At 71.0% G+C, this 18,362-nt stretch carries 20 protein-coding genes; 8 read left to right on the forward strand and 12 right to left on the reverse strand.

The features are described 5' to 3' along the window. Positions 1–268 precede the first annotated feature (268 nt). From IEZ20_RS31565 to IEZ20_RS31580, 5 genes are all read left to right on the forward strand, one after another. Positions 269–427, forward strand: coding sequence for a hypothetical protein (locus IEZ20_RS31565; protein ID WP_157854403.1), 159 nt, complete (start codon positions 269–271; stop codon positions 425–427). Between the two features lie 304 nt (positions 428–731). After that, positions 732–1,499 (forward strand): hypothetical protein, encoded by a 768-nt coding sequence (locus IEZ20_RS31570; protein WP_189305033.1) that lies wholly within the window; start codon positions 732–734, stop codon positions 1,497–1,499. A 35-nt stretch (positions 1,500–1,534) separates the two neighbouring features. Next, positions 1,535–1,771, forward strand: coding sequence for a helix-turn-helix domain-containing protein (locus IEZ20_RS31575; protein WP_078992515.1), 237 nt, complete (start codon positions 1,535–1,537; stop codon positions 1,769–1,771). A 130-nt stretch (positions 1,772–1,901) separates the two neighbouring features. Continuing rightward, complete coding sequence (locus IEZ20_RS40500) at positions 1,902–2,030, forward strand: hypothetical protein (protein WP_268253089.1); 129 nt, start codon at positions 1,902–1,904, stop codon at positions 2,028–2,030. Between the two features lie 235 nt (positions 2,031–2,265). Further along, positions 2,266–2,559 (forward strand): hypothetical protein, encoded by a 294-nt coding sequence (locus tag IEZ20_RS31580; RefSeq protein WP_189305035.1) that lies wholly within the window; start codon positions 2,266–2,268, stop codon positions 2,557–2,559. Positions 2,560–3,371: 812 nt separating this feature from the next. On the opposite strand, the gene IEZ20_RS31585 is transcribed toward IEZ20_RS31580, so the two are convergent. Then, positions 3,372–4,703 (reverse strand): class I SAM-dependent RNA methyltransferase, encoded by a 1,332-nt coding sequence (locus IEZ20_RS31585; RefSeq protein ID WP_189305037.1) that lies wholly within the window; start codon positions 4,701–4,703, stop codon positions 3,372–3,374. A gap of 216 nt (positions 4,704–4,919) precedes the next feature. Next, a complete protein-coding gene (locus tag IEZ20_RS31590) occupies positions 4,920–6,968 on the reverse strand; it encodes an APC family permease (RefSeq protein ID WP_189305039.1) in 2,049 nt (682 codons plus the stop codon). 371 nt (positions 6,969–7,339) lie between these two features. Between IEZ20_RS31590 and IEZ20_RS31595 the strand changes: the two genes are divergently transcribed. Continuing rightward, on the forward strand, positions 7,340–8,011 hold the full coding sequence (locus tag IEZ20_RS31595) for a potassium channel family protein (protein WP_189305041.1): 672 nt from the start codon (positions 7,340–7,342) through the stop codon (positions 8,009–8,011). Further along, the gene (locus IEZ20_RS31600) at positions 8,011–8,679 is read left to right on the forward strand and encodes a potassium channel family protein (RefSeq protein ID WP_189305043.1); all 669 of its coding nucleotides are present in this window, start codon (positions 8,011–8,013) and stop codon (positions 8,677–8,679) included. The genes IEZ20_RS31595 and IEZ20_RS31600 overlap by 1 nt, the downstream gene beginning before the upstream one ends. An 82-nt stretch (positions 8,680–8,761) precedes the next feature. On the opposite strand, the gene IEZ20_RS31605 is transcribed toward IEZ20_RS31600, so the two are convergent. The 8 genes from IEZ20_RS31605 to IEZ20_RS31640 all read right to left on the reverse strand — a co-directional run bounded on the left by IEZ20_RS31605 (position 8,762) and on the right by IEZ20_RS31640 (position 16,245). Then, the gene (locus IEZ20_RS31605; RefSeq protein WP_189305045.1) at positions 8,762–9,541 is read right to left on the reverse strand and encodes a DUF3159 domain-containing protein; all 780 of its coding nucleotides are present in this window, start codon (positions 9,539–9,541) and stop codon (positions 8,762–8,764) included. 3 nt (positions 9,542–9,544) lie between these two features. Further along, positions 9,545–9,943: an OB-fold nucleic acid binding domain-containing protein gene (locus IEZ20_RS31610; protein WP_189305047.1), complete on the reverse strand. Its 399-nt coding sequence runs from the start codon at positions 9,941–9,943 to the stop codon at positions 9,545–9,547. Positions 9,944–10,049: 106 nt separating this feature from the next. Further along, positions 10,050–10,736: a response regulator gene (locus IEZ20_RS31615; RefSeq protein ID WP_189305049.1), complete on the reverse strand. Its 687-nt coding sequence runs from the start codon at positions 10,734–10,736 to the stop codon at positions 10,050–10,052. After that, positions 10,733–13,291 (reverse strand): ATP-binding protein, encoded by a 2,559-nt coding sequence (locus tag IEZ20_RS31620; RefSeq protein ID WP_189305051.1) that lies wholly within the window; start codon positions 13,289–13,291, stop codon positions 10,733–10,735. Before IEZ20_RS31620 ends, IEZ20_RS31615 begins: the two co-directional genes overlap by 4 nt. Positions 13,292–13,436: 145 nt before the next feature. Beyond that, positions 13,437–14,129: an ABC transporter ATP-binding protein gene (locus IEZ20_RS31625; protein ID WP_189305053.1), complete on the reverse strand. Its 693-nt coding sequence runs from the start codon at positions 14,127–14,129 to the stop codon at positions 13,437–13,439. A gap of 220 nt (positions 14,130–14,349) precedes the next feature. After that, positions 14,350–15,111 carry a DUF3710 domain-containing protein gene (locus tag IEZ20_RS31630; RefSeq protein WP_189305055.1) on the reverse strand — a complete coding sequence of 254 codons (762 nt, stop codon included), beginning with the start codon at positions 15,109–15,111 and terminating at the stop codon, positions 14,350–14,352. Position 15,112: 1 nt separating this feature from the next. Then, on the reverse strand, positions 15,113–15,664 hold the full coding sequence (dut, locus tag IEZ20_RS31635; protein WP_189305057.1) for a dUTP diphosphatase: 552 nt from the start codon (positions 15,662–15,664) through the stop codon (positions 15,113–15,115). After that, on the reverse strand, positions 15,661–16,245 hold the full coding sequence (locus tag IEZ20_RS31640; RefSeq protein WP_189305059.1) for a PaaI family thioesterase: 585 nt from the start codon (positions 16,243–16,245) through the stop codon (positions 15,661–15,663). The genes dut and IEZ20_RS31640 overlap by 4 nt, the downstream gene beginning before the upstream one ends. Positions 16,246–16,303: 58 nt before the next feature. On the opposite strand from IEZ20_RS31640, the gene IEZ20_RS31645 reads away from it, so the two are divergent. Beyond that, positions 16,304–16,768, forward strand: coding sequence for a DUF3093 domain-containing protein (locus IEZ20_RS31645; RefSeq protein ID WP_189305061.1), 465 nt, complete (start codon positions 16,304–16,306; stop codon positions 16,766–16,768). A 14-nt stretch (positions 16,769–16,782) separates the two neighbouring features. Here IEZ20_RS31645 and IEZ20_RS31650 read toward each other — a convergent pair whose 3' ends face one another. After that, positions 16,783–17,694: a hypothetical protein gene (locus tag IEZ20_RS31650; protein WP_189305063.1), complete on the reverse strand. Its 912-nt coding sequence runs from the start codon at positions 17,692–17,694 to the stop codon at positions 16,783–16,785. Positions 17,695–17,707: 13 nt separating this feature from the next. Next, on the reverse strand, positions 17,708–18,004 hold the full coding sequence (locus tag IEZ20_RS31655) for a DUF4193 domain-containing protein (RefSeq protein ID WP_003997302.1): 297 nt from the start codon (positions 18,002–18,004) through the stop codon (positions 17,708–17,710). Between the last annotated feature and the right edge of the window lie 358 nt (positions 18,005–18,362).

Raw genomic sequence — 18,362 nt, forward strand, 5'->3', positions numbered from 1 at the left:
GGGCCCAGCACGTACCCCTCCATCGCCCTCCCCCTCACCGCGCCGCAGTCAGTGATCCGGCCCCTCGCCGGCGCTCCTTCATCAGTGCGCCGCGCTGTGCCGCTTCACACGCGCTTGCTTCTTCACGCCCCCCGGGGACTCAGTTATCCCTCAGTTTTCGCTCTGCGGTCCCGCTTCACCCCCGGGCACGATGGCACCAGCCGCTCGCAGAAGCACGAAACGGCGGCTTAGTCATCCATCGACTCATCAGAGAGGAACCGCGAACCCGATGAACAGCCGTCAGCGGAACCGCCGGGCAGCCCGTCTACGCCAGTCCCCCGACTGGCCGCCGAGCCGCCGCCGGCGGGCGGCCGTCCGGACCGAGGACACCACCCCGGCGACCCCGCCCACCGAGGCGCCGGACACCTCGTCCTCCGAAACCGCCTGAGCGCAACAGTTCGTGGGTGCCCGTTCTGTACGGGCACCCACCAGCCTCACGAACTATGTCACCGGCGAGCTCGCGGCCTGGCTGCCGCGCTTGCTACACGCTCGTGGTCAAAGGCGGCGTTACCTGGTCGAGAAGACCACTACCGCATGCTCACGCATCAAAGTGAGGCTGGTGGGACTCGTCTCCGCTTGACGCGGATATGAGGCGGTACGTCCCCATCACAGGACACACCTCGTCCAGCATCTCGGTATCTCCAGCACCTTTGGACTCAGGTTTCCGCAGTCCGAAGAGAGGACATTTCCTGATGTATCAACCGCACAGCAGTGCGTTCGCCTCGGTGAGGCGGCACTTCGACGATCCCCGGACCAGTGACGCGGTCTACGTGCTCCTCCCCACGGACGCCGACGAGGCTGATCCGGTCCGGCTGACCGCCGCCGAGACGCACGAGGCCTTGTACGGCCCCGGCTCCGACCCCCAGTTCGCCAACGCGGTCTGGAAGGAGGTCATCCGTACGGCACAGAGCGACCTGACTCCAGACAGCACGGGGAAACTCCTGGCGATCTGGCTGGCCCTGCCCCGGTTGACGGGGACAGTCCACCGGGTCTGCACGCGCTTGCGGGCCGACCGGTCGGACGTGGAGGCCGAGATGGTCCTGGCTCTCCTGGAGAAGCTGGCGGATCGGGACGGCGCGAGCTGTCTCACCGACTCCTCCCTGCTGCACGCGGCGCGCGCCAGGGCGTGGCATCTCGCCCGGGAAGGGCTGCGGGAGCTTCCCTCCACCCAGATCGAACGCATCACCGAGGAGCACGCTCTCACTGCGTCCGGCGAGGAGGCGGACGCTCCGGCGGCGGAGAGCCTGGACGTACGGGTCGACCGTCCGGACGGCCCGGACGGGCTGTGCGCACCGCTGCGTTTCCGGGTGCGCCCGGAGCATCTGCGCCGACAGGGAATCTTCATCGACACCGACGACGGGTCGCAGGACCGTTCGGCGGGTCACAGCCCCGGGAAGAGGCGACGGCCCGGGCGCCGCGCGGACACCCGGCCGGTCCGCCCTGCGGGGAGGCGAGGGTGAAGGACCCGGCAGAGGGCCGCCTCAGTTTCACGGAGATGTTCGACCTGCCCGTCGCAGTGGACCTGCGCACGGCGGCCCGAGCACTCGGAATCGGCTCGACGACCGCGTACCGGCTGATCCGCGAGCATGAGTTCCCCTGCCCCGTCCTCCGCATCGGACGTAGGTACAGGATTCCGACCAACGAGCTGATGCGCGCCCTGGGGATCGAGGACCGCCCGCTGTACAGCGTGGACCCGGAAGAGGACACGGACGATCCGAGCGTCGGCTTCTGACGGTAACCAACGTGCGGCTCCGTGGCATCGGTCACGGAGCCGCACGGCCCTGCCTCCTACGACGGGCCGTTCGCCACCGACGTGCGCCGCACGGTTCTCCACGGCTGCTCGGCAATCGGAGGGCGAAGGGATGCCCTCCTTCTTCGCCGAGCGGTTCGGCGGCCGACAGCCCTGGCGCGTCTGCCAGTTCGTGAACGCGCCGGCGATCATCGACCCGAGCTACGGCGAGCACGCCCGTCAACCCCGAACCTGCCGGTGAGCCGTCGACGCACGCTTCGGCGCCCACGTCATGATCGCCGCGCCCGGCCGGGGCGCGGATCTGAACGGCCCGGCGGCCCAGCCCTACGCACCGCTCGCCACGACCGCCTTCGAGGGGATGACCCCGAAGGTCCTCGTCGTCGTGGGCACGAAGGACTGGCACCCACCCAATCTTCTCCGACCGGCAGGACTGGGGAAGCGACGCCTACACGGCGTCTCCCGCACCAAAGACCAGGTTGGACAACTTCGACGACGCGGAGCACGGGCTGGGCCGCATCCCGGCCTTCGACGCTGCCGAGGCCACCGACGAGCACCCCGACCGCGTCACCGCCGCACGAGCCCTCGTCCGGGTGCACCTGCGCGCCCAAGTTGTGCCCGCAGGAACCGGACTGGTACCGGGCCACCGCGGTCCGCGCATCAGCTCCCACTGCTCCCGGTCCCGCTTCGTGAAGCCGTCGGGCGTGACGTCGTGCCCTGGCGCCTTCAGTTCCAGGAAGCCGGTGATGCGCCCCGATGTCTCCACCGCATAGTCCGGACGCACCCGGGCCTCGGGCAAGGGATACTCAGGATGAAGAACTCAGCTTCCAGCGCGCCCCGAATGTTTACACCAGCTTCGCCACCGGCGGGCTGATGGACGCCTCCGTGTCGCTGACCCGCAGACGCTTGCACTTGGATCCAAAGTCCGCCACGAGAGCCCGTATCCATTCCTCCGGCACCTTGTCCCCCTCCAAGCTGTGGACGTGGACGATGGATACCGCAGACACAGCTTGTTGGAGGCGAGAGGACCGGCTCAGTGCGCACGGGGGGCGCGCGAGGGGCACGGACAGCGCGTTCCGTAACCGCTGGGAAAGCAGGAGCGGGTGTTGGTTGGGAAGAGACCGCCGTAGCCAATGTGGACCTTGCCTGCCGCCCAAAGGGGAAGGCGCGTGGGACGCCATTCTCGCGCCGAGCGGACCCGCTGCCCCATCTCGCGAAAGCATACGAATCCGTCCTTCGTGGCCCGGTCGGCCGCGGTCTCGGTTCCGAGGTGCGTGTGACGAGGTAGCAGCACGCGCCGCCGCTGGTGAAATGCAGTCGGCCCCCCAAAAAAACCGGAGTCCTTGCCCCGCGCCAACAGCCCCGGTCTGCGGCCCAGGGCCGGAGAGGCCCGAGGTTGAGGCTTCCGATATTCGAGCGTCATCCGAGCGTCAAAAATTCTGCATTGCGCATCGCCACGTCGCCGCGAGACCCACGCCGGCCCTCGAACCTGCAGCTCAGAACGTTCTGCACAAGCGAACCTCAGTCGACGCATTCCGCGAGCGAAAACAGGTCGAGCTGACCACCTGAAATGCAAAACGGCAGGTCAGAGCCCCTTTGCCGCAGGCTCCAAAATCGCCACGCACTCCACGTGATGCGTCATCGGAAACAGATCGAACGCCCGAAGCGTCCGCACCCGGTACCCGCCCTCCCGGAAGTACCCCAGGTCCCGGGCCAGCGCCGCGGGATCGCAGGCGACGTAGGCGATGCGGCGGGCGCCGAGGGAGGTGAGGTGGGCGACCGTGGCGCGGCCGGCGCCGGCGCGGGGCGGGTCGAGGACGATGAGGTCGACCTCGGTGATGCCGGTGCGCGGCAGCACGGACTCGACCTTGCCCTGCTCGATGCGGACCCGCGGGAAGTCGGCCAGGTTGTGCCGGGCGTCCTCCACCGCGCGCTTGCCGGACTCGATGCCGAGGACCGCGCCCTTCTCGCCGAGGCGGTCGGCGAGCGCGCCGGCGAAGAGGCCGACGCCGCAGTAGAGGTCGAGGGCCGTCTCGCCCTTGCGGGGCAGCAGGCCCTGCATGACGGCCGTGACGAGGGTGTCGGCCGCCTTCGGGTGGACCTGCCAGAAGCCGCCGCCGCCGACCCGGTGCGTACGGCCGTCCGCGCGCTCGCGGACGAAGGGCCGGCCGTGGACCCGGTGCACGCCGCCGGACTTCTCGTCGACCCGGAGGACCGAGACCGGCTTGTCCAGCTCCACCAGGGGCAGGCGGGCGCCCGGGCGCGGGGTGAGGATCACCTGGCGGTCCTGGGAGCCGGTCGCCGCGATCGCCTCGACCGACTCCATGCCGGTCCAGTCCCGCTTCTCGATGCCGAGCTCGCTCACGCCCTCGGCCGCGATCATGCAGTGGTCGACGGGCTCGACCTCGTGCGAGCGGTGCCGGCGCAGGCCCGCCTTGCCCGTCGAGGGGTCGATCGCGTACTGCACCCGGGTGCGCCACTGCGGGACCTGTCCCGCCGGCAGCTTGTCACCCTCGGCCGGGACCACCGTGCCGTCCCAGCCCGCCTCCTCCGGAGTGAGGCCGGCGAGCCGCTGCAACTGCTCGGCGATGACGTCGGCCTTCAGCCGGCGCTGGGCGCCCGGCTTGGCGTGCTGCCAGTCGCAGCCGCCGCAGCGGCCGGGGCCGGCGAAGGGGCAGGGGGCCTCGATGCGGTCCTTGGACGCCTCCAGGATCCGAACCGCGTCCGCGCGGAGGAAGCGGGCTCCCTCCTCGCCCTCGGTCACCTTGGCCACCACCCGCTCGCCGGGCAGCGCGTGCCGGACGAACAGGACCTGTCCCTCGGAGGTACGGGCGATGCAGTGTCCACCGTGGGCGACGGGGCCGATCTCGACCTCGTACTCCTCCCCCACCAGCGACTTCTTCGGTTCTGCGGGCATGGCGGGGAGACTCCAGATCGACAGCGGGGGCGGCCCCGCGACGGGGCCCGACAACAGCCCACCAGTCTACGGCCTCCCCGCCCGGCCTCAGCCCCGGTCCCGGTCCCGGTTCCGTTCCAGGTCCGGTCCCGGTTCCGTTCCAGGTCCGGTCCCGGTTCCGTTCCAGGTCCGGTCTCGGTTCCCTTCCAGGTCCGGACCCGGTTCCGGAAGTCCCCGTCACTCCTTCGCCGACGGCTCCTTCGGCCGTTCCACGGCCGGGCCGCGCCGGACCGCGCCCGGTGCGTTCCATTCCTGCCGCTTGCGGGCGCGGGCCCGGGCGGCCTCGGAGGACTGGAGCTGGTAGGGCACCGAGGTCACCATGATCCCCGGGGTGAACAGCAGGCGGCCCTTCAGGCGCAGCGCGCTCTGGTTGTGCAGCAGGTGCTCGTACCAGTGGCCGACCACGTACTCGGGGATGATCACGGAGACCGCGTCGCGCGGGGACTCCTTGCGCAGGCTCTTGACGTACTCGATCACCGGACGGGTGATCTCCCGGTAGGGGGAGTCGAGGACCTTCAGCGGTACGTCGATGCCGCGCCGCTCCCACTCCTCGCGCAGTGCCTTGGTCTCGGCCGGGTCGACGTTGACGGTCAGCGCCTCCAGGGTGTCGGAGCGCATCAGCTTGGCGTAGGCGAGGGCGCGGAGCGTCGGGCGGTGGATCTTGGAGATCAGGACGACCGAGTGGACGCGGGAGGGGCGGACCAGGTCGTCGCTCGGGCCCTCGGGCGCGGCGATCTCCTCGGCGACCCGGTCGTAGTGCTTCCGGATCGCGGTCATGGTCGCGTAGAAGATGCACATGCCGAGCAGGGCCACCCAGGCGCCGTGCGTGAACTTGGTGACCAGGACGACGACGAGCACCAGGCCGGTGAAGAAGGCGCCGAACGCGTTGATCGCACGGGAGCGGACCATGTGGCGGCGCTTGGCCTGGTCCTTCTCCACGGCGAGGTGGCGGTTCCAGTGCCGGACCATGCCGGTCTGGCTCAGCGTGAAGGACACGAACACGCCGACGATGTACAGCTGGATCAGCCGGGTGGAGTCCGCGCCGTAGATGAACACCAGCAGCATCGCCGCGCCCGCGAGGAGCACGATGCCGTTGGAGAACGCGAGCCGGTCGCCGCGGGTGTGCAGCTGGCGCGGCAGGTAGCGGTCCTGGGCGAGGATCGAGCCGAGCAGCGGGAAGCCGTTGTACGCCGTGTTGGCGGCCAGGAACAGCACCAGCGCGGTGGCGGCGGCGAGGAGGACGAACAGGAAGCTGCCCTTGCCGAAGACCGCCTCGGCGACCTGGGAGATCACCGGGTTCTGCACGTAGCCGGAGCCGAGCGGGACACCGTTGTGGATCAGGTCGGTGGCCGGGTGCTCGGCCATGCGGACCTTGGTCACCATCGCGAGCGCGATGATGCCGCAGAACATGGTGACGGCGAGCAGGCCCATCATCGCCAGCGTGGTCGCCGCGTTCTTCGACTTGGGCTTGCGGAAGGCGGGGACGCCGTTGGAGATCGCCTCGACGCCGGTGAGGGCCGCGCAGCCGGAGGAGAAGGCGCGCAGCAGGAGGAAGACGAGCGCGAAGCCGGCGAGGCCCTGGTGCTCGGCCTCGATGTGGTAGTCGGCCGTCGGGGCGCGCATCGTGTCGCCGAGGACCAGGCCGCGGAAGGCGCCCCAGGCGATCATGATGAAGACGCCACCGACGAACACGTACGTCGGGATGGCGAACAGCTTGCCCGACTCCTTCACGCCACGCAGGTTCATCAGCGTGAGCAGCACGATGACGGCGGCGGCGCAGAACACCTTGTGCTCGACCACGAAGGGGACCGCGGAGCCGAGGTTCTCGATGCCGGAGGAGATGGAGACGGCGACGGTGAGGACGTAGTCCACGAGCAGGGCGCTGGCCACGGTGAGGCCGGCCCGCGGGCCCAGGTTGGTGGTGGCGACCTCGTAGTCGCCGCCGCCGCTGGGGTAGGCGTGCACGTTCTGGCGGTAGGAGGCCACCACCGTGAACATGAGGACGACGACCGCGAGGGCGATCCAGGGGCTGAAGTGGTACGCCGACACACCCGCGATGGAGAGGACCAGCAGGACCTCCCCCGGCGCATAGGCGACGGAGGACAGCGGGTCGGAGGCGAAGACGGGGAGTGCGATGCGCTTCGGCAGGAGCGTTTCGCCCAGCCGGTCACTGCGCAGTGCGCGCCCGATCAGGATCCGTTTGGGCACGTCGGTCAGTTTGGACACGAGAGAGGATCGTAAGCCTTCGAACTGGCACCCGCCCACCCGGCGTGCGGGATCTGCCTCACGAGTGAAATCCAGGGTGCGTGGAACTGCGGAATCCGTCGTCCATGTGCCCCCCGTGCCTAGATGGCAAACCCCGCTTGTCATCGCACTTCGGAGGTTCCATGCCCGCGACCGCGGAGGTGATCGGGGCGGTCCTCGCCCTGACCTGCCTCGGAATCCTGACCCTGTGCAGCGTGCGCAGCATCACTCGCCGGCGGGTCCGTCCGGCCACCGCCCGCGGATGTCCGGCACGCGGCGCCCGTGTGTAGCTTTGGGCGCCTGTCTGAGACCCTGATGCTGAGCAGTAACTTTTGGACACCGGAAGGACGGTCGTGCACATCGTCATCATGGGCTGCGGACGAGTGGGTTCCGCTCTCGCCCAGACCCTGGAGCAACAGGGACACACGGTCGCCGTGATCGACCAGGACCCCACCGCCTTCCGCCGGCTGGGCCCGGGATTCGGGGGCCGCCGGGTCACCGGCGTCGGCTTCGACCAGGACACCCTGCGCGAGGCGGGCATCGAGGAGGCCGGCGCCTTCGCCGCGGTCTCCAGCGGTGACAACTCCAACATCATCTCCGCGCGCGTGGCCCGTGAGATGTTCGGCGTGGAGAACGTGGCCGCCCGTATCTACGACCCCCGCCGCGCCGAGGTCTACCAGCGCCTGGGCATCCCGACGGTGGCCACCGTGCGCTGGACCGCCGACCAGATGCTGCGCCGGCTGCTGCCCTCCGGGGCAGAGCCGCTGTGGCGCGATCCCACCGGCGGGGTGCAGCTCGCCGAGGTGCACGCCTCCGCGAAGTGGGTCGGCCACAAGATCAGCAAACTGCAGGAGGAGACGGGCGTCCGGGTGGCGTTCCTGACCCGTCTGGGCGAGGCGATCCTGCCCACCTCCCAGACGGTGCTGCAGGAGGGTGACCTCGTGCACGTGATGATGCGGACGGACGACGTGGAGAAGGTCGAGGCGGCGTTCGCCGGTGGCCCGGAAGAGGAGGGCGGTCACTGATGAGGGTCGCCATTGCCGGGGCCGGCGCGGTCGGCCGCTCGATCGCGGGCGAGCTGCTGGAGAACGGCCACGAGGTCCTGCTGATCGACAAGGCGCCGACCGCCATCTCGGTCGAGCGCGTCCCGCAGGCGGAGTGGCTGCTGGCCGACGCCTGTGAGATCACCTCCCTGGACGAGGCGGCGCTCCAGCGCTGCAACGTCGTGATCGCCGCGACCGGCGACGACAAGGTGAACCTGGTCGTCTCGCTGCTCGCCAAGACGGAGTACGGCGTCCCGCGCGTCGTCGCCCGCGTGAACAACCCCAAGAACGAGTGGCTGTTCAACGAGGCCTGGGGCGTCGACGTCGCCGTCTCCACCCCGCGCCTGATGTCCGCCCTGGTCGAGGAGGCGGTGAGCGTCGGCGACCTGGTCCGCCTGCTCCGCTTCAGCCACGGCGACGCCAACCTGGTCGAGCTGACCCTTCCGGAGGAGTCGGCGCTGGCCGGTACCCAGGTCGGCGATGTGGAGTGGCCGGAGGACACCTCCCTGGTCACGATCATCCGCGGCACCCGGGTGCTGACCCCCTCCAAGGAAGACTCCCTGGAACCGGGCGACGAGCTGCTGTTCGTGGCCGCGCAGGCCCGGGAGGAGCAGCTGGAGGACCTGTTGTCGGTGCGGCGCGAGGACTGACCGCACGGGGCGCGGGACCGACCGCGCACGAGAAGGGCGCCCTTGCCGGCAAGGGCGCCCTTCCGCGTCGTACGACGGCTGCTCAGGCCTGACGGCGGTGCCGTCCCCCGGTCGTCTCGCCGCTCTCCGCGGCCTGCGCCGCCCTGTGCTCCTCCGCGGCCTTCTCGGCCTTCTCGGCGGCCTCCATCTCCGCGAACACGTCGATCGGCGCGGGCGCCTTCGCGAGGAAGACCCAGGTCAGCCATACCGCCAGCAGGAACGGCGGGATCTTCAGGATGACCAGGACCCAGCCGAGCTGCGCGGTGTCGGCCCACCAGTACAGCGGGAAGAGGATCGCGCACTTGGCGAGCAGGATCAGGCCCCAGGCCCAGCTGGCCTTGGCGTAGGCCTTCTTGCGGCCCGGGTTGCGGGTCCGCCAGGAGAGGTTCTCCTTGAAGACCGGGCCGAGGATGAGGCCCATCAGGGGCACACCGGCCAGGGTGGTGATGATGTAGGCCAGCGCCATGCCCAGCGTGTAGAGCATGCCGGGGAGGTAGAAGTCCTTCGCGTTGCCGGTGAACATCGCGAAGACCACGCCGAACACCACGCCGAAGACACCGCTGAAGGCGTGCTTGACGGTGTCCTTCATCGCCAGCCGGACGACGACCAGGATCAGCGACACGGCCAGCGCGGCGATCGCCGCCATGTGCAGGTTCTTGTTGACCGTGAAGATCGCGACGAAGAGCAGGCCCGGCAGGACCGTCTCGACCATGCCGCGGACCCCGCCGAAGGCCTCGAACAGCGCCGCCTCGGTCACCGCACGGGCGTCGTGAGGATCGGTCGTCTGGTCGGTGTCCTGGGTCGGCTTGTCGAGGGACGTCACCGGCTACTCCCGTCCGAGGGGTCGCAGTTCGTACTTAGGGTTGAACAGCACCCGGCGGCCCCGGCTCATCGAGATCCGGCCCGATGCGAGCAGCTTGCGCCCCGGTTCTATGCCCACGATGGAGCGCCTGCCGAGCCACACCACGTCCAGCGCGGCGGAGCCGTCGAACAGCTCCGCCTCCAGGGCCGGGACTCCGGCGCGCGGGCGCAGGGTGACCGTGCGCAAGGTACCAGTTACGGTGACGATCTGCCGGTCCTGACAGTCGCCGATCTTCGTACAGCCGGCCGTCTCGGCGTCTTCGCGCAGCTCCTCGGACTCCAGGTCCTCCTGCGACGAGGAGAGCCGGTCGAGCATGCGCCGGAACCGGCCGGCCGGCTTTTCGGAACGAGGAACAGCAGTCATATCTGAAGCGTACCGGGGAGCGCCGACAGGGCTGTAAGCCCGCTCACTTCCGGAACGGACAGCCCTGCTTCTCGAACCGGTACCCCAGCTTCTCGAACCGGTACCCCTACTTCTCGAACCGGTACCCCATCCCCGGCTCCGTGATGAAGTGCTTCGGGTGCGAGGGGTCCGACTCCAGCTTCCGCCGCAGCTGGGCCATGTACACCCGCAGGTAGTTGGTCTCGGTGCCGTACGACGGCCCCCACACCTCCTGCAGCAGCTGCTTCTGGCTGACCAGCCGGCCGGTGTTGCGGACCAGCACCTCCAGCAGGTGCCACTCGGTGGGGGTGAGCCGGACGTCCTTGCCGCCGCGGTTGACCTTCTTGGCGGCGAGGTCGACGGTGAAGCCCTCGGTCTCGACGGTCGTCAGGTCGTCCTCGCCCGGCCCGACCGGCTCGGCCCGGCGGACGGCGGCCCGCAGCCGGGCGAGCAGCTCGTCCATGCCGAACGGCTTGGTCACGTAGTCGTCGGCGCCCGCGTCCAGCGCCTCGACCTTCTCGTCGGAGGAGTGGCGGGCGGACAGCACCAGGATCGGCACCCGGGTCCAGCCGCGCAGGCCCCTGATCACCTCGACGCCGTCCATGTCCGGCAGGCCCAGGTCGAGGACGACCACGTCGGGGTGGCGGGAGGCGGCCGTGTCGAGTGCGGTCCGGCCGTCGGGGGCGGCGTCGACCTCGTACTTGCGCGCCTTGAGGTTGATCACGAGGGCGCGCACGATCTGCGGCTCGTCGTCGACCACGAGCACCCGGGTCATGGGGCTGCCTGCCTTTCCGGTTCGGTACGGGACTCCCCGACGGGGAGCAGCTCGGGGCGCGGTCCTGCCGCACGGAGGCTGAGCACCATGGTGAGCCCGCCGCCCGGCGTGTCCTCGGCGTTGAGGGTGCCGCCCATGGCCTCGGCGAACCCCCGGGCGACGGCGAGGCCGAGCCCGACGCCGGCGCCGCGGGGAGCGTCACCGTACCGCTGGAACGGCTCGAAGATACGGTCCTTCGCCTCGTCCGGCACGCCCGGACCGCGGTCCACCACGCGCACCTCCACCCGGTCGGCGATGGCGCTCGCGGCGACCAGGACGCGCCGCCCGCGCGGACTGTACTTGACGGCGTTCTCCACCAGGTTGGCCACCGACCGCTCCAGCAGCCCGGGGTCGACGGCGACCATCGGCAGCGACTCGGGCACGTCCAGCTCGACGCTGTCCTCGGGTACGCCGACGAGGGCCATCGGGACGACCTCGTCGACGTCGATCTCGCGGATGAGCGGGGTCACCGTGCCGGTCTGCAGCCGGGACATGTCCAGGAGGTTGCCCACGAGGTGGTCGAGCCGGTCGGCGCCCTCCTCGATGCCCTCCAGCAGCTCGGCCTCGTCCTCCTCGGACCAGGCGACGTCGTCGGAGCGCAGGGACGACACGGCGGCCTTGATGCCGGCCAGCGGGGTGCGCAGGTCGTGGCTGACGGCGGCCAGCAGGGCGGTGCGGATGCGGTTGCCCTCGGCGAGCGTGCGGGCCCGGTCGGCCTCCTCCTGGAGGCGCCGGCGGTCCAGGACGACGGCGGCCTGGGCGGCGAAGGCGGCCAGCACCCGGCGGTCGGCGGCGGGCAGCACCCGGCCGGTGAGCGCGAGCGCCATGTGGTCACCGACCGGCATGTCGACGTCGGCGTCCTCGGGGCGCTCCAGCGGCGGCCCGAAGCCGGCCCGGCCCGCGCAGGTCCAGGGCGCCACGTCGCTCTCGCGTTCCAGCAGGGCGGCGGACTCCAGGGCGAAGGTCTCGCGGACCCGTTCCAGCAGTTCCTCCAGGCTGGTCTCGCCGCGCAGGACGTTCCCGGCGAGGAAGGACAGGATCTCGGACTCGGCGCGCAGCCGGGCGGCCTGGTGGGTGCGCCGGGCGGCGAGGTCGACCACCGAGGCGACCGACATGCCGACCCCGAAGAAGATCGCGATGGCGACGATGTTCTTCGGGTCGGCGACGGTCAGCCGGTGCAGCGGCGGGGTGTAGAAGTAGTTCAGCAGCAGCGAGCCGAAGGCCGCCGAGGCCAGCGCGGGCAGCAGGCCGCCGAGCAGGGCCGCGGCGACGGTGACGGCCAGGAACAGCAGCATGTCGTTGGCGAGGCCGAGGTCGACGGTGTTCAGCAGCACCGCGAGGACCGCCGGGCCGACGAGGCCCACCGCCCAGCCCCAGACGATCCGGGCCCGCCCGAGCCGGCCGCCGCGGGCCACGGGCAGTCCCCGGCCCTTGGCGACCTCCTCGTGGGTGACGATGTGCACGTCCAGGTCGGGGCCGGAGTCCCGGGCCACCGTGGCACCGACGCCGGGCCCGAAGACGTACTGCCAGGCCTTGCGGCGCGAGGAGCCGAGCACGATCTGGGTGGCGTTCACCCCGCGCGCGAAGTCGAGCAGGGCGGCCGGGATGTCGTCGCCGACGACGTGGTGGAAGGTGCCGCCGAGGTCCTCCACGAGGGTGCGCTGGACGGCCAGTTCCTTCGGGGAGGCCGAGGTCAGCCCGTCGCTGCGGGCGATGTACACGGCGAGGACCTCGCCGCCCGCGCCCTTCTCCGCGAGCCGCGCGGCACGCCGGATCAGGGTGCGCCCCTCGGGGCCGCCGGTCAGGCCCACCACGATCCGCTCCCGGGAGCCCCATATCTTCGAGACCCGGTGCTCGCTGCGGTACTCGTTCAGATACTCGTCGACGCGGTCGGCCACCCACAGCAGCGCCAGCTCGCGCAGGGCCGTGAGGTTGCCGGGGCGGAAGTAGTTCGACAGGGCCGCGTCGACCTTGTCCGGCTGGTAGATGTTGCCGTGCGCCATACGGCGGCGCAGGGCCTGGGGGGACATGTCGACCAGCTCGATCTGGTCGGCCCGCCGTACGACCTCGTCGGGGACGGTCTCCCGCTGCCGCACCCCGGTGATGGACTCGACCACGTCGCCGAGTGACTCCAGGTGCTGGATGTTGACGGTGGAGACGACGTCGATGCCGGCGGCGAGCAGCTCCTCCACGTCCTGCCAGCGCTTGGCGTTGCGGGAGCCGGGGATGTTGGTGTGGGCGAGCTCGTCCACGAGGGCGACGGCGGGCGCCCGGCGCAGTACGGCGTCGACGTCCATCTCGCCGAAGACGGCGTCCCGGTACTCCAGCTGCCGGCGCGGCACCTGCTCCAGGCCGTGCAGCATCACCTCGGTGCGCGGCCGGCCGTGGTGCTCCACGAACGCGACGACGCAGTCGGTGCCCCGCTCGACCCGGCGGTGCGCCTCGGCGAGCATGGCGTAGGTCTTGCCCACGCCCGGTGCCGCGCCGAGGTAGATCCGAAGCTTGCCGCGTGCCATGGCCCCATTGTCTTCCCGTGCCTGTTGCCTACGCAGCGTCGACCTTACGGCCAACAGTCAGGGCAGCCGGGGCACGGGAGGCCGGCGGCGGGCAACTTTGACGCAACCCTGATGACCGGCCCGGTGAACGGGGGCGCGGTGGGGCTCAGTGCTCGGTGATCTCCCCGTCGCGCAGCTCCAGCACCCGGTCGGCCAGGTCCAGCAGGGTCGCGTCGTGCGTGGCGACCAGCGCGGTGACCTTCTCGCTGTGGACGACGGCCCGCAGCAGCTCCATGACGGCGTGCCCGGTCTCGGCGTCGAGCTGGCCGGTGGGTTCGTCGGCGATGAGCAGCGCCGGCCGGTTGGCGAGGGCCCGGGCGATGGCGACCCGCTGCTGCTGGCCGCCGGACAGCTCCCCGGGCCGCTGCGCCGCGTGCCCGGCGAGCCCCACGAGGGACAGCAGCAGCTCGACCCGCTCCTCCCGCTCCCGCGGCTCGGCCCGGCGCAGCCGCAGCGGTACGCCCACGTTCTCGGCGGCGCTGAGGATCGGGATCAGCCCGAACGACTGGAACACGAACCCGACCCGGTCCCGTCGCAGCCGCAGCAGCTCGCTCTCCCCGAGCCGGGCGAGGTCCCGCCCCTCGACCTCCACCCGCCCCCGGTCGGGTACGTCCAGTCCGCCGACGATGTTGAGCAGGGTGGTCTTGCCGGACCCGGACCGCCCTTTGAGGGCGACGAGTTCTCCCCGGGGCACCTCGAAGGACACCCCGCGCAGGGCGTGCACGGCGGCGGCGCCCTGTCCGTACGACTTGTGCACGTCCTCGACCCGCACCATGGTCTCGGTGACCACCTGTGTCATGTCCGCCTCCCCCATCGGCCGGGCGCCAGTATCACCGGTCGGGGCAGCGCCTCGAAAGGGGCGCGGGGCCGTGTCCGACGTGCGGCTGCCGCCGCGCGGGCGCGAGCGATCGCAACCGGAGCGCGCACCGCCACAACCGGAGCGCACGCCCCCACAGCCGGAGCACGCGCCGCCACGACGAAGAACGGGCCGCGCCCCGGAGGGCGCGGCCCGCTGCGGTCTAACGGACTTCCGTGATCTCGGGGCCCCGCTGCAGCTGCCCCATCCCCCCGGAGAAGCGCGAGCCCTCCTCCTGCTGCACGCCCTCGGGGACCATCTGCGCATCGTTGGGCAGCTTCAGGACGATCGGATCGCGCGGAGCCATCGGCCCCTCGCCGCGGACCACCACGGTGTCCCGGAAGATCTGCTCCAGCAGCCCGGCGGCCTGCGGCTGCACCGCGCCCTGGCCGGAGATCACACCGCGCAGGAACCAGCGCGGACCGTCCACGCCGACGAACCGTACGACCTGGAAGCCGCCGGTGCCGTCCGGCAGCTGCACCGGCACTTGGGCGCGCAGCTCCCAGCCGAGCGACCCCTCGACCTCGTCGACGATGCCACCCTGCTGGGTGATGCCGGACGCGATCTCCTCGCGTACCTCGGCCCAGATGCCCTCGCGCTTGGGCGCGGCGAAGGCCTGGAGCTGGATGGCGCTGTCGCGCAGCACGACGGTCGCGGCGACGATGGCGTCACCGGCGACCTCGACCCGCAGCTCCATGCCGTCGACGCCCGGCACGAACAGACCGCCGAGGTCCACGCGGCCCTCGGCCGGGTCGCGCACCTCGCTGCTGTCCCAGGGGCCGTCGGGCCGGGGCCCGGGCTCCAGCCGGACGCGCTCGCGCCCGGCCTCCTCCTCGTCCGCCTCGGTGTCGACGCTGTCGACGACCTGCTCGGCCTCGCCGGCCGCGTCCTCGGCGGCACCCTTCTTCTTGCGACGTCCGAACACGTCACTGTCCTTCCCGGTCGGATACGACCGAAGCGTATCGATTCCCACCCGTCGGACCGCCCTCGGCGGCCTGACCGCTTGTGCCGCTCCCGCCGCCCACCGCGGCATGGCCGCCGGTGGACCCGAAGCCCCCCTCGGCCCGCGCCGAGTCGGGAAGTTCCGCGACCTCCTGGAAGCGGACCCTCTCGACCTGCTGGACGACCAGTTGGGCGATCCGGTCGAAGCGCTCGAACCGCACGCTCTCGCGCGGGTCGAGATTCACCACGATCACCTTGATCTCCCCACGGTACCCGGCATCAACCGTCCCCGGGGCATTCACGAGGGCGACACCGCAGCGGGCGGCGAGACCGGAACGCGGATGCACGAAGGCCGCGTACCCCTCGGGCAGGGCGATCGACACTCCCGTGGGCAGGACGGCCCGCTCGCCGGGCTTCAGCTCGCAGGCCTCGGTGGTGCGCAGGTCGGCGCCGGCGTCGCCGGGGTGCTCGTACGCCGGAAGCGGTACGTCCGGATCGACGCGCCGGATCAGCACGTCCAGGGGGGCTCGGCTCACGGGTTCACCTCGAAGGCTCGGGCACGCCGGATCTGGTCCGGGTCGTTCAGGGCCGCCTGGATCTCCTCCGTGCGGCCGTGGTCGACGAAGTGATCGACCTTGACCTCGATGAAGAGGGCGTCGGCGCGCACGGCGACCGGCCCGTCGGGGCCGCCGATGCGCCCGGTCGCGGTGGAGTAGATCTTCCGCCCGGCCACGGCGGTCACCTCGGCCTCCAGGTGCAGCGTGGTGCCGACGGGCACGGGCCGTACGTAGTCCGTCTCCAGCCGTCCGGTGACGGCGATGGTCCGCAGCAGCCAGTTCAGCGAGCCGAGGGTCTCGTCCAGGGCGGTGGCCAGCACTCCGCCGTGCGCCAGGCCGGGGGCGCCCTGGTGGGCGGGCTGCACGGTGAACTCGGCGGTCAGCGAGACGCCCTCGCCGGCGCGGGCCTCCAGGTGCAGTCCGTGCGGCTGCCCGGGGCCGCACCCGAAGCAGTGTTCGTAGTGGGCGCCGAGCAGCTCGCCGGGCGCGGGCGCGTCGGGGTGCCGTACCGGTTTCGCCGCGTCGGCGGGGGGCTGAAGAGCTGCGGAACTACCTCTCACAGCCGCAGACCTTACCCGCGCGTCGGGGCAATGCGGATCCCGTGCCAAGCTTGGCTTCATGCAGCTCTCCGCCACCCCCTACGAAGAACGCCTCACCGCCCCCCGCTCGTGGTGGCTGGTCAGCTTCCTGGTGGGCGTCTCCTTCGCCCTGATCCTGCTGCCCTTCGGCACCCTGCCGCTGCTCGGCGGCCTGGTCGGCGGTACGGCCGCGGCGGCGGTGGTGGCCAGCGCCTACGGCTCCCCGCGCATCCGGGTCGTGGGTGACTCCCTGGTCGCGGGCGAGGCGAAGATCCCGGTGTCGGCGCTGGGCGCGGCCGAGGTGCTGGACGCGGAGGAGGCCCGCGCCTGGCGGACGTACAAGGCGGACACCCGTGCCTTCCTGCTGCTGCGCGCCTACATCCCGACCGCGCTGAGGGTCGAGGTCACGGACCCCGAGGACCCGACGCCGTACCTGTACCTGTCGACGCGGGAACCGGAGAAGCTGGCCGCGGCGATCGAGGCGGCGCGGGCGGCGCACGCCTAGAGCGTCCGGGGCGGCTACGCGTCGGGCAGTTCGCGCAGGACCAGGGGGTCCTCGGGTTTCTCCAGGGGCGGCAGCTCGGGCAGCTCGTCCCAGGGCACCTGGAGCCTGCGCAGGTCGGCCCGGACATGGGCCGCGAGTCTCTTCGTGTCCCGGCGGTTCATGACCGCCCCGACCGCGGCTCCCACCATGAACGGCATCAGGTTGGGCAGGTCGCGGACCATCCGCTTCATGATCTGCTGGCGCAGTTCGCGCTTCATCCGGCCGCCCAGGGCCGTGTCGTACGTCGACGGTTTCATCACGTCGATCCCGCGCTCCCCCGACCAGGAGGACAGATACGCGGCGGTACGGGTCTTGAGGCTGCCCGGCGGGCGTACGCTGTAGACCTCGTGCAGTTCGGCGACCAGTTTCACTTCGATCGCGGCGACCCCGGTGATCTCCGCGGCCAGCTGGGTCGGCATGGCGGGCGGCACCGGCAGCATCGCCGCCGCTCCGATCCCGGCTCCGACCGTCGAGGTGCCGGTGGCGGCGCCCGCCACCAGTCTGTCGGCGAGTTCCTCCGGTCCGAGGCCGGGGAACTGCCTGCGCAGGGTCGCGAGGTCGCGTACGGGGATCCGCGGGGCGATCTCGATGATCCGGTCCGCGAGGTACCCCAGCCCCGCGCGGGCCCGGCTGCCGCCCCTTCGGGCGCCTTCCTGGGTCAGTTCCCGGGCCTTGTCACGGATCACCGCCGCCCGGCGCCGGGCGACGGGTGCGGGGTGCCGGGCCGACGCGGGCGGGTTCTCCCGGTCGGCCGTCGGTCCGAGCGGGGCTCCCGCTCCGGGTGAGCCCCGCTCGTCGTCACGCGCGCCGTGCGGGCCGTCGATGGGCCCTTGGTCCGCTTTCCACCGGGGGAAGCGGCGCTTCCGGGGAGGGGTCGAGCCAGACACGGCCGACCCGTCCTCAGTCGCAGTCGCGGCAGATCGGCTGACCGTTCTTCTCCCGGGCCAGCTGGCTGCGGTGGTGCACCAGGAAGCAGCTCATGCAGGTGAACTCGTCCTGCTGCTTGGGCAGCACACGGACGGCCAGCTCCTCGTTGGAGAGGTCGGCGCCGGGCAGCTCAAGGCCCTCGGCGGCCTCGAACTCGTCGACGTCCACCGACGAGGTGGACTTGTCGTTCCGCCGGGCCTTCAGCTCTTCCAGGCTGTCCGAGTCGACGTCGTCGTCGGTCTTGCGTGGAGTGTCGTAATCGGTTGCCATATCGCTCTCCCCCTCTGGGTGTCTGCGGTGTCTCCAGCGCACGTAACGCGTGAGAGGCCGGACTTGTGCCCGACCTGAGGCGGAGATTTTGCCTCACATCAAGGTCTGTTACTCAATCGACACCCAACCCGATCCCTCGAGAGTGATCGGCTTGGATGGCGGTGAGGACCGTACACGGTTCGAATGCCGCACCTCAAAGGCGCCTCACCGTGTACTTCCCGTGATCAAGAGCCCTGAAAACCAGGACTTTCCCGGCTTTCCCGCTTCTGTCATGATCACCCTGCGTACATGGCCGGAAATCCGTCCATGTGATCGATCACACAGGAAGAAGCCCATTCGGCCGTCGAAAAATTCCGCG

Source organism: Streptomyces cinerochromogenes (genome assembly GCF_014648635.1).
GTDB classification, from domain to species: domain Bacteria; phylum Actinomycetota; class Actinomycetes; order Streptomycetales; family Streptomycetaceae; genus Streptomyces; species Streptomyces cinerochromogenes.

Coding starts and splice junctions, on each gene's coding strand:
- IEZ20_RS31565 (WP_157854403.1), top strand. CDS start 269: ATGAACAGCCGTCAGCGGAACCGCCGGGCAGCCCGTCTACGCCAGTCC.
- IEZ20_RS31570 (WP_189305033.1), top strand. CDS start 732: ATGTATCAACCGCACAGCAGTGCGTTCGCCTCGGTGAGGCGGCACTTC.
- IEZ20_RS31575 (WP_078992515.1), top strand. CDS start 1,535: ATGTTCGACCTGCCCGTCGCAGTGGACCTGCGCACGGCGGCCCGAGCA.
- IEZ20_RS40500 (WP_268253089.1), top strand. CDS start 1,902: ATGCCCTCCTTCTTCGCCGAGCGGTTCGGCGGCCGACAGCCCTGGCGC.
- IEZ20_RS31585 (WP_189305037.1), bottom strand. CDS start 4,703: ATGCCCGCAGAACCGAAGAAGTCGCTGGTGGGGGAGGAGTACGAGGTC.
- IEZ20_RS31600 (WP_189305043.1), top strand. CDS start 8,011: ATGAGGGTCGCCATTGCCGGGGCCGGCGCGGTCGGCCGCTCGATCGCG.
- IEZ20_RS31610 (WP_189305047.1), bottom strand. CDS start 9,943: ATGACTGCTGTTCCTCGTTCCGAAAAGCCGGCCGGCCGGTTCCGGCGC.
- IEZ20_RS31615 (WP_189305049.1), bottom strand. CDS start 10,736: ATGACCCGGGTGCTCGTGGTCGACGACGAGCCGCAGATCGTGCGCGCC.
- IEZ20_RS31620 (WP_189305051.1), bottom strand. CDS start 13,291: ATGGCACGCGGCAAGCTTCGGATCTACCTCGGCGCGGCACCGGGCGTG.
- IEZ20_RS31625 (WP_189305053.1), bottom strand. CDS start 14,129: ATGACACAGGTGGTCACCGAGACCATGGTGCGGGTCGAGGACGTGCAC.
- IEZ20_RS31645 (WP_189305061.1), top strand. CDS start 16,304: ATGCAGCTCTCCGCCACCCCCTACGAAGAACGCCTCACCGCCCCCCGC.
- IEZ20_RS31655 (WP_003997302.1), bottom strand. CDS start 18,004: ATGGCAACCGATTACGACACTCCACGCAAGACCGACGACGACGTCGAC.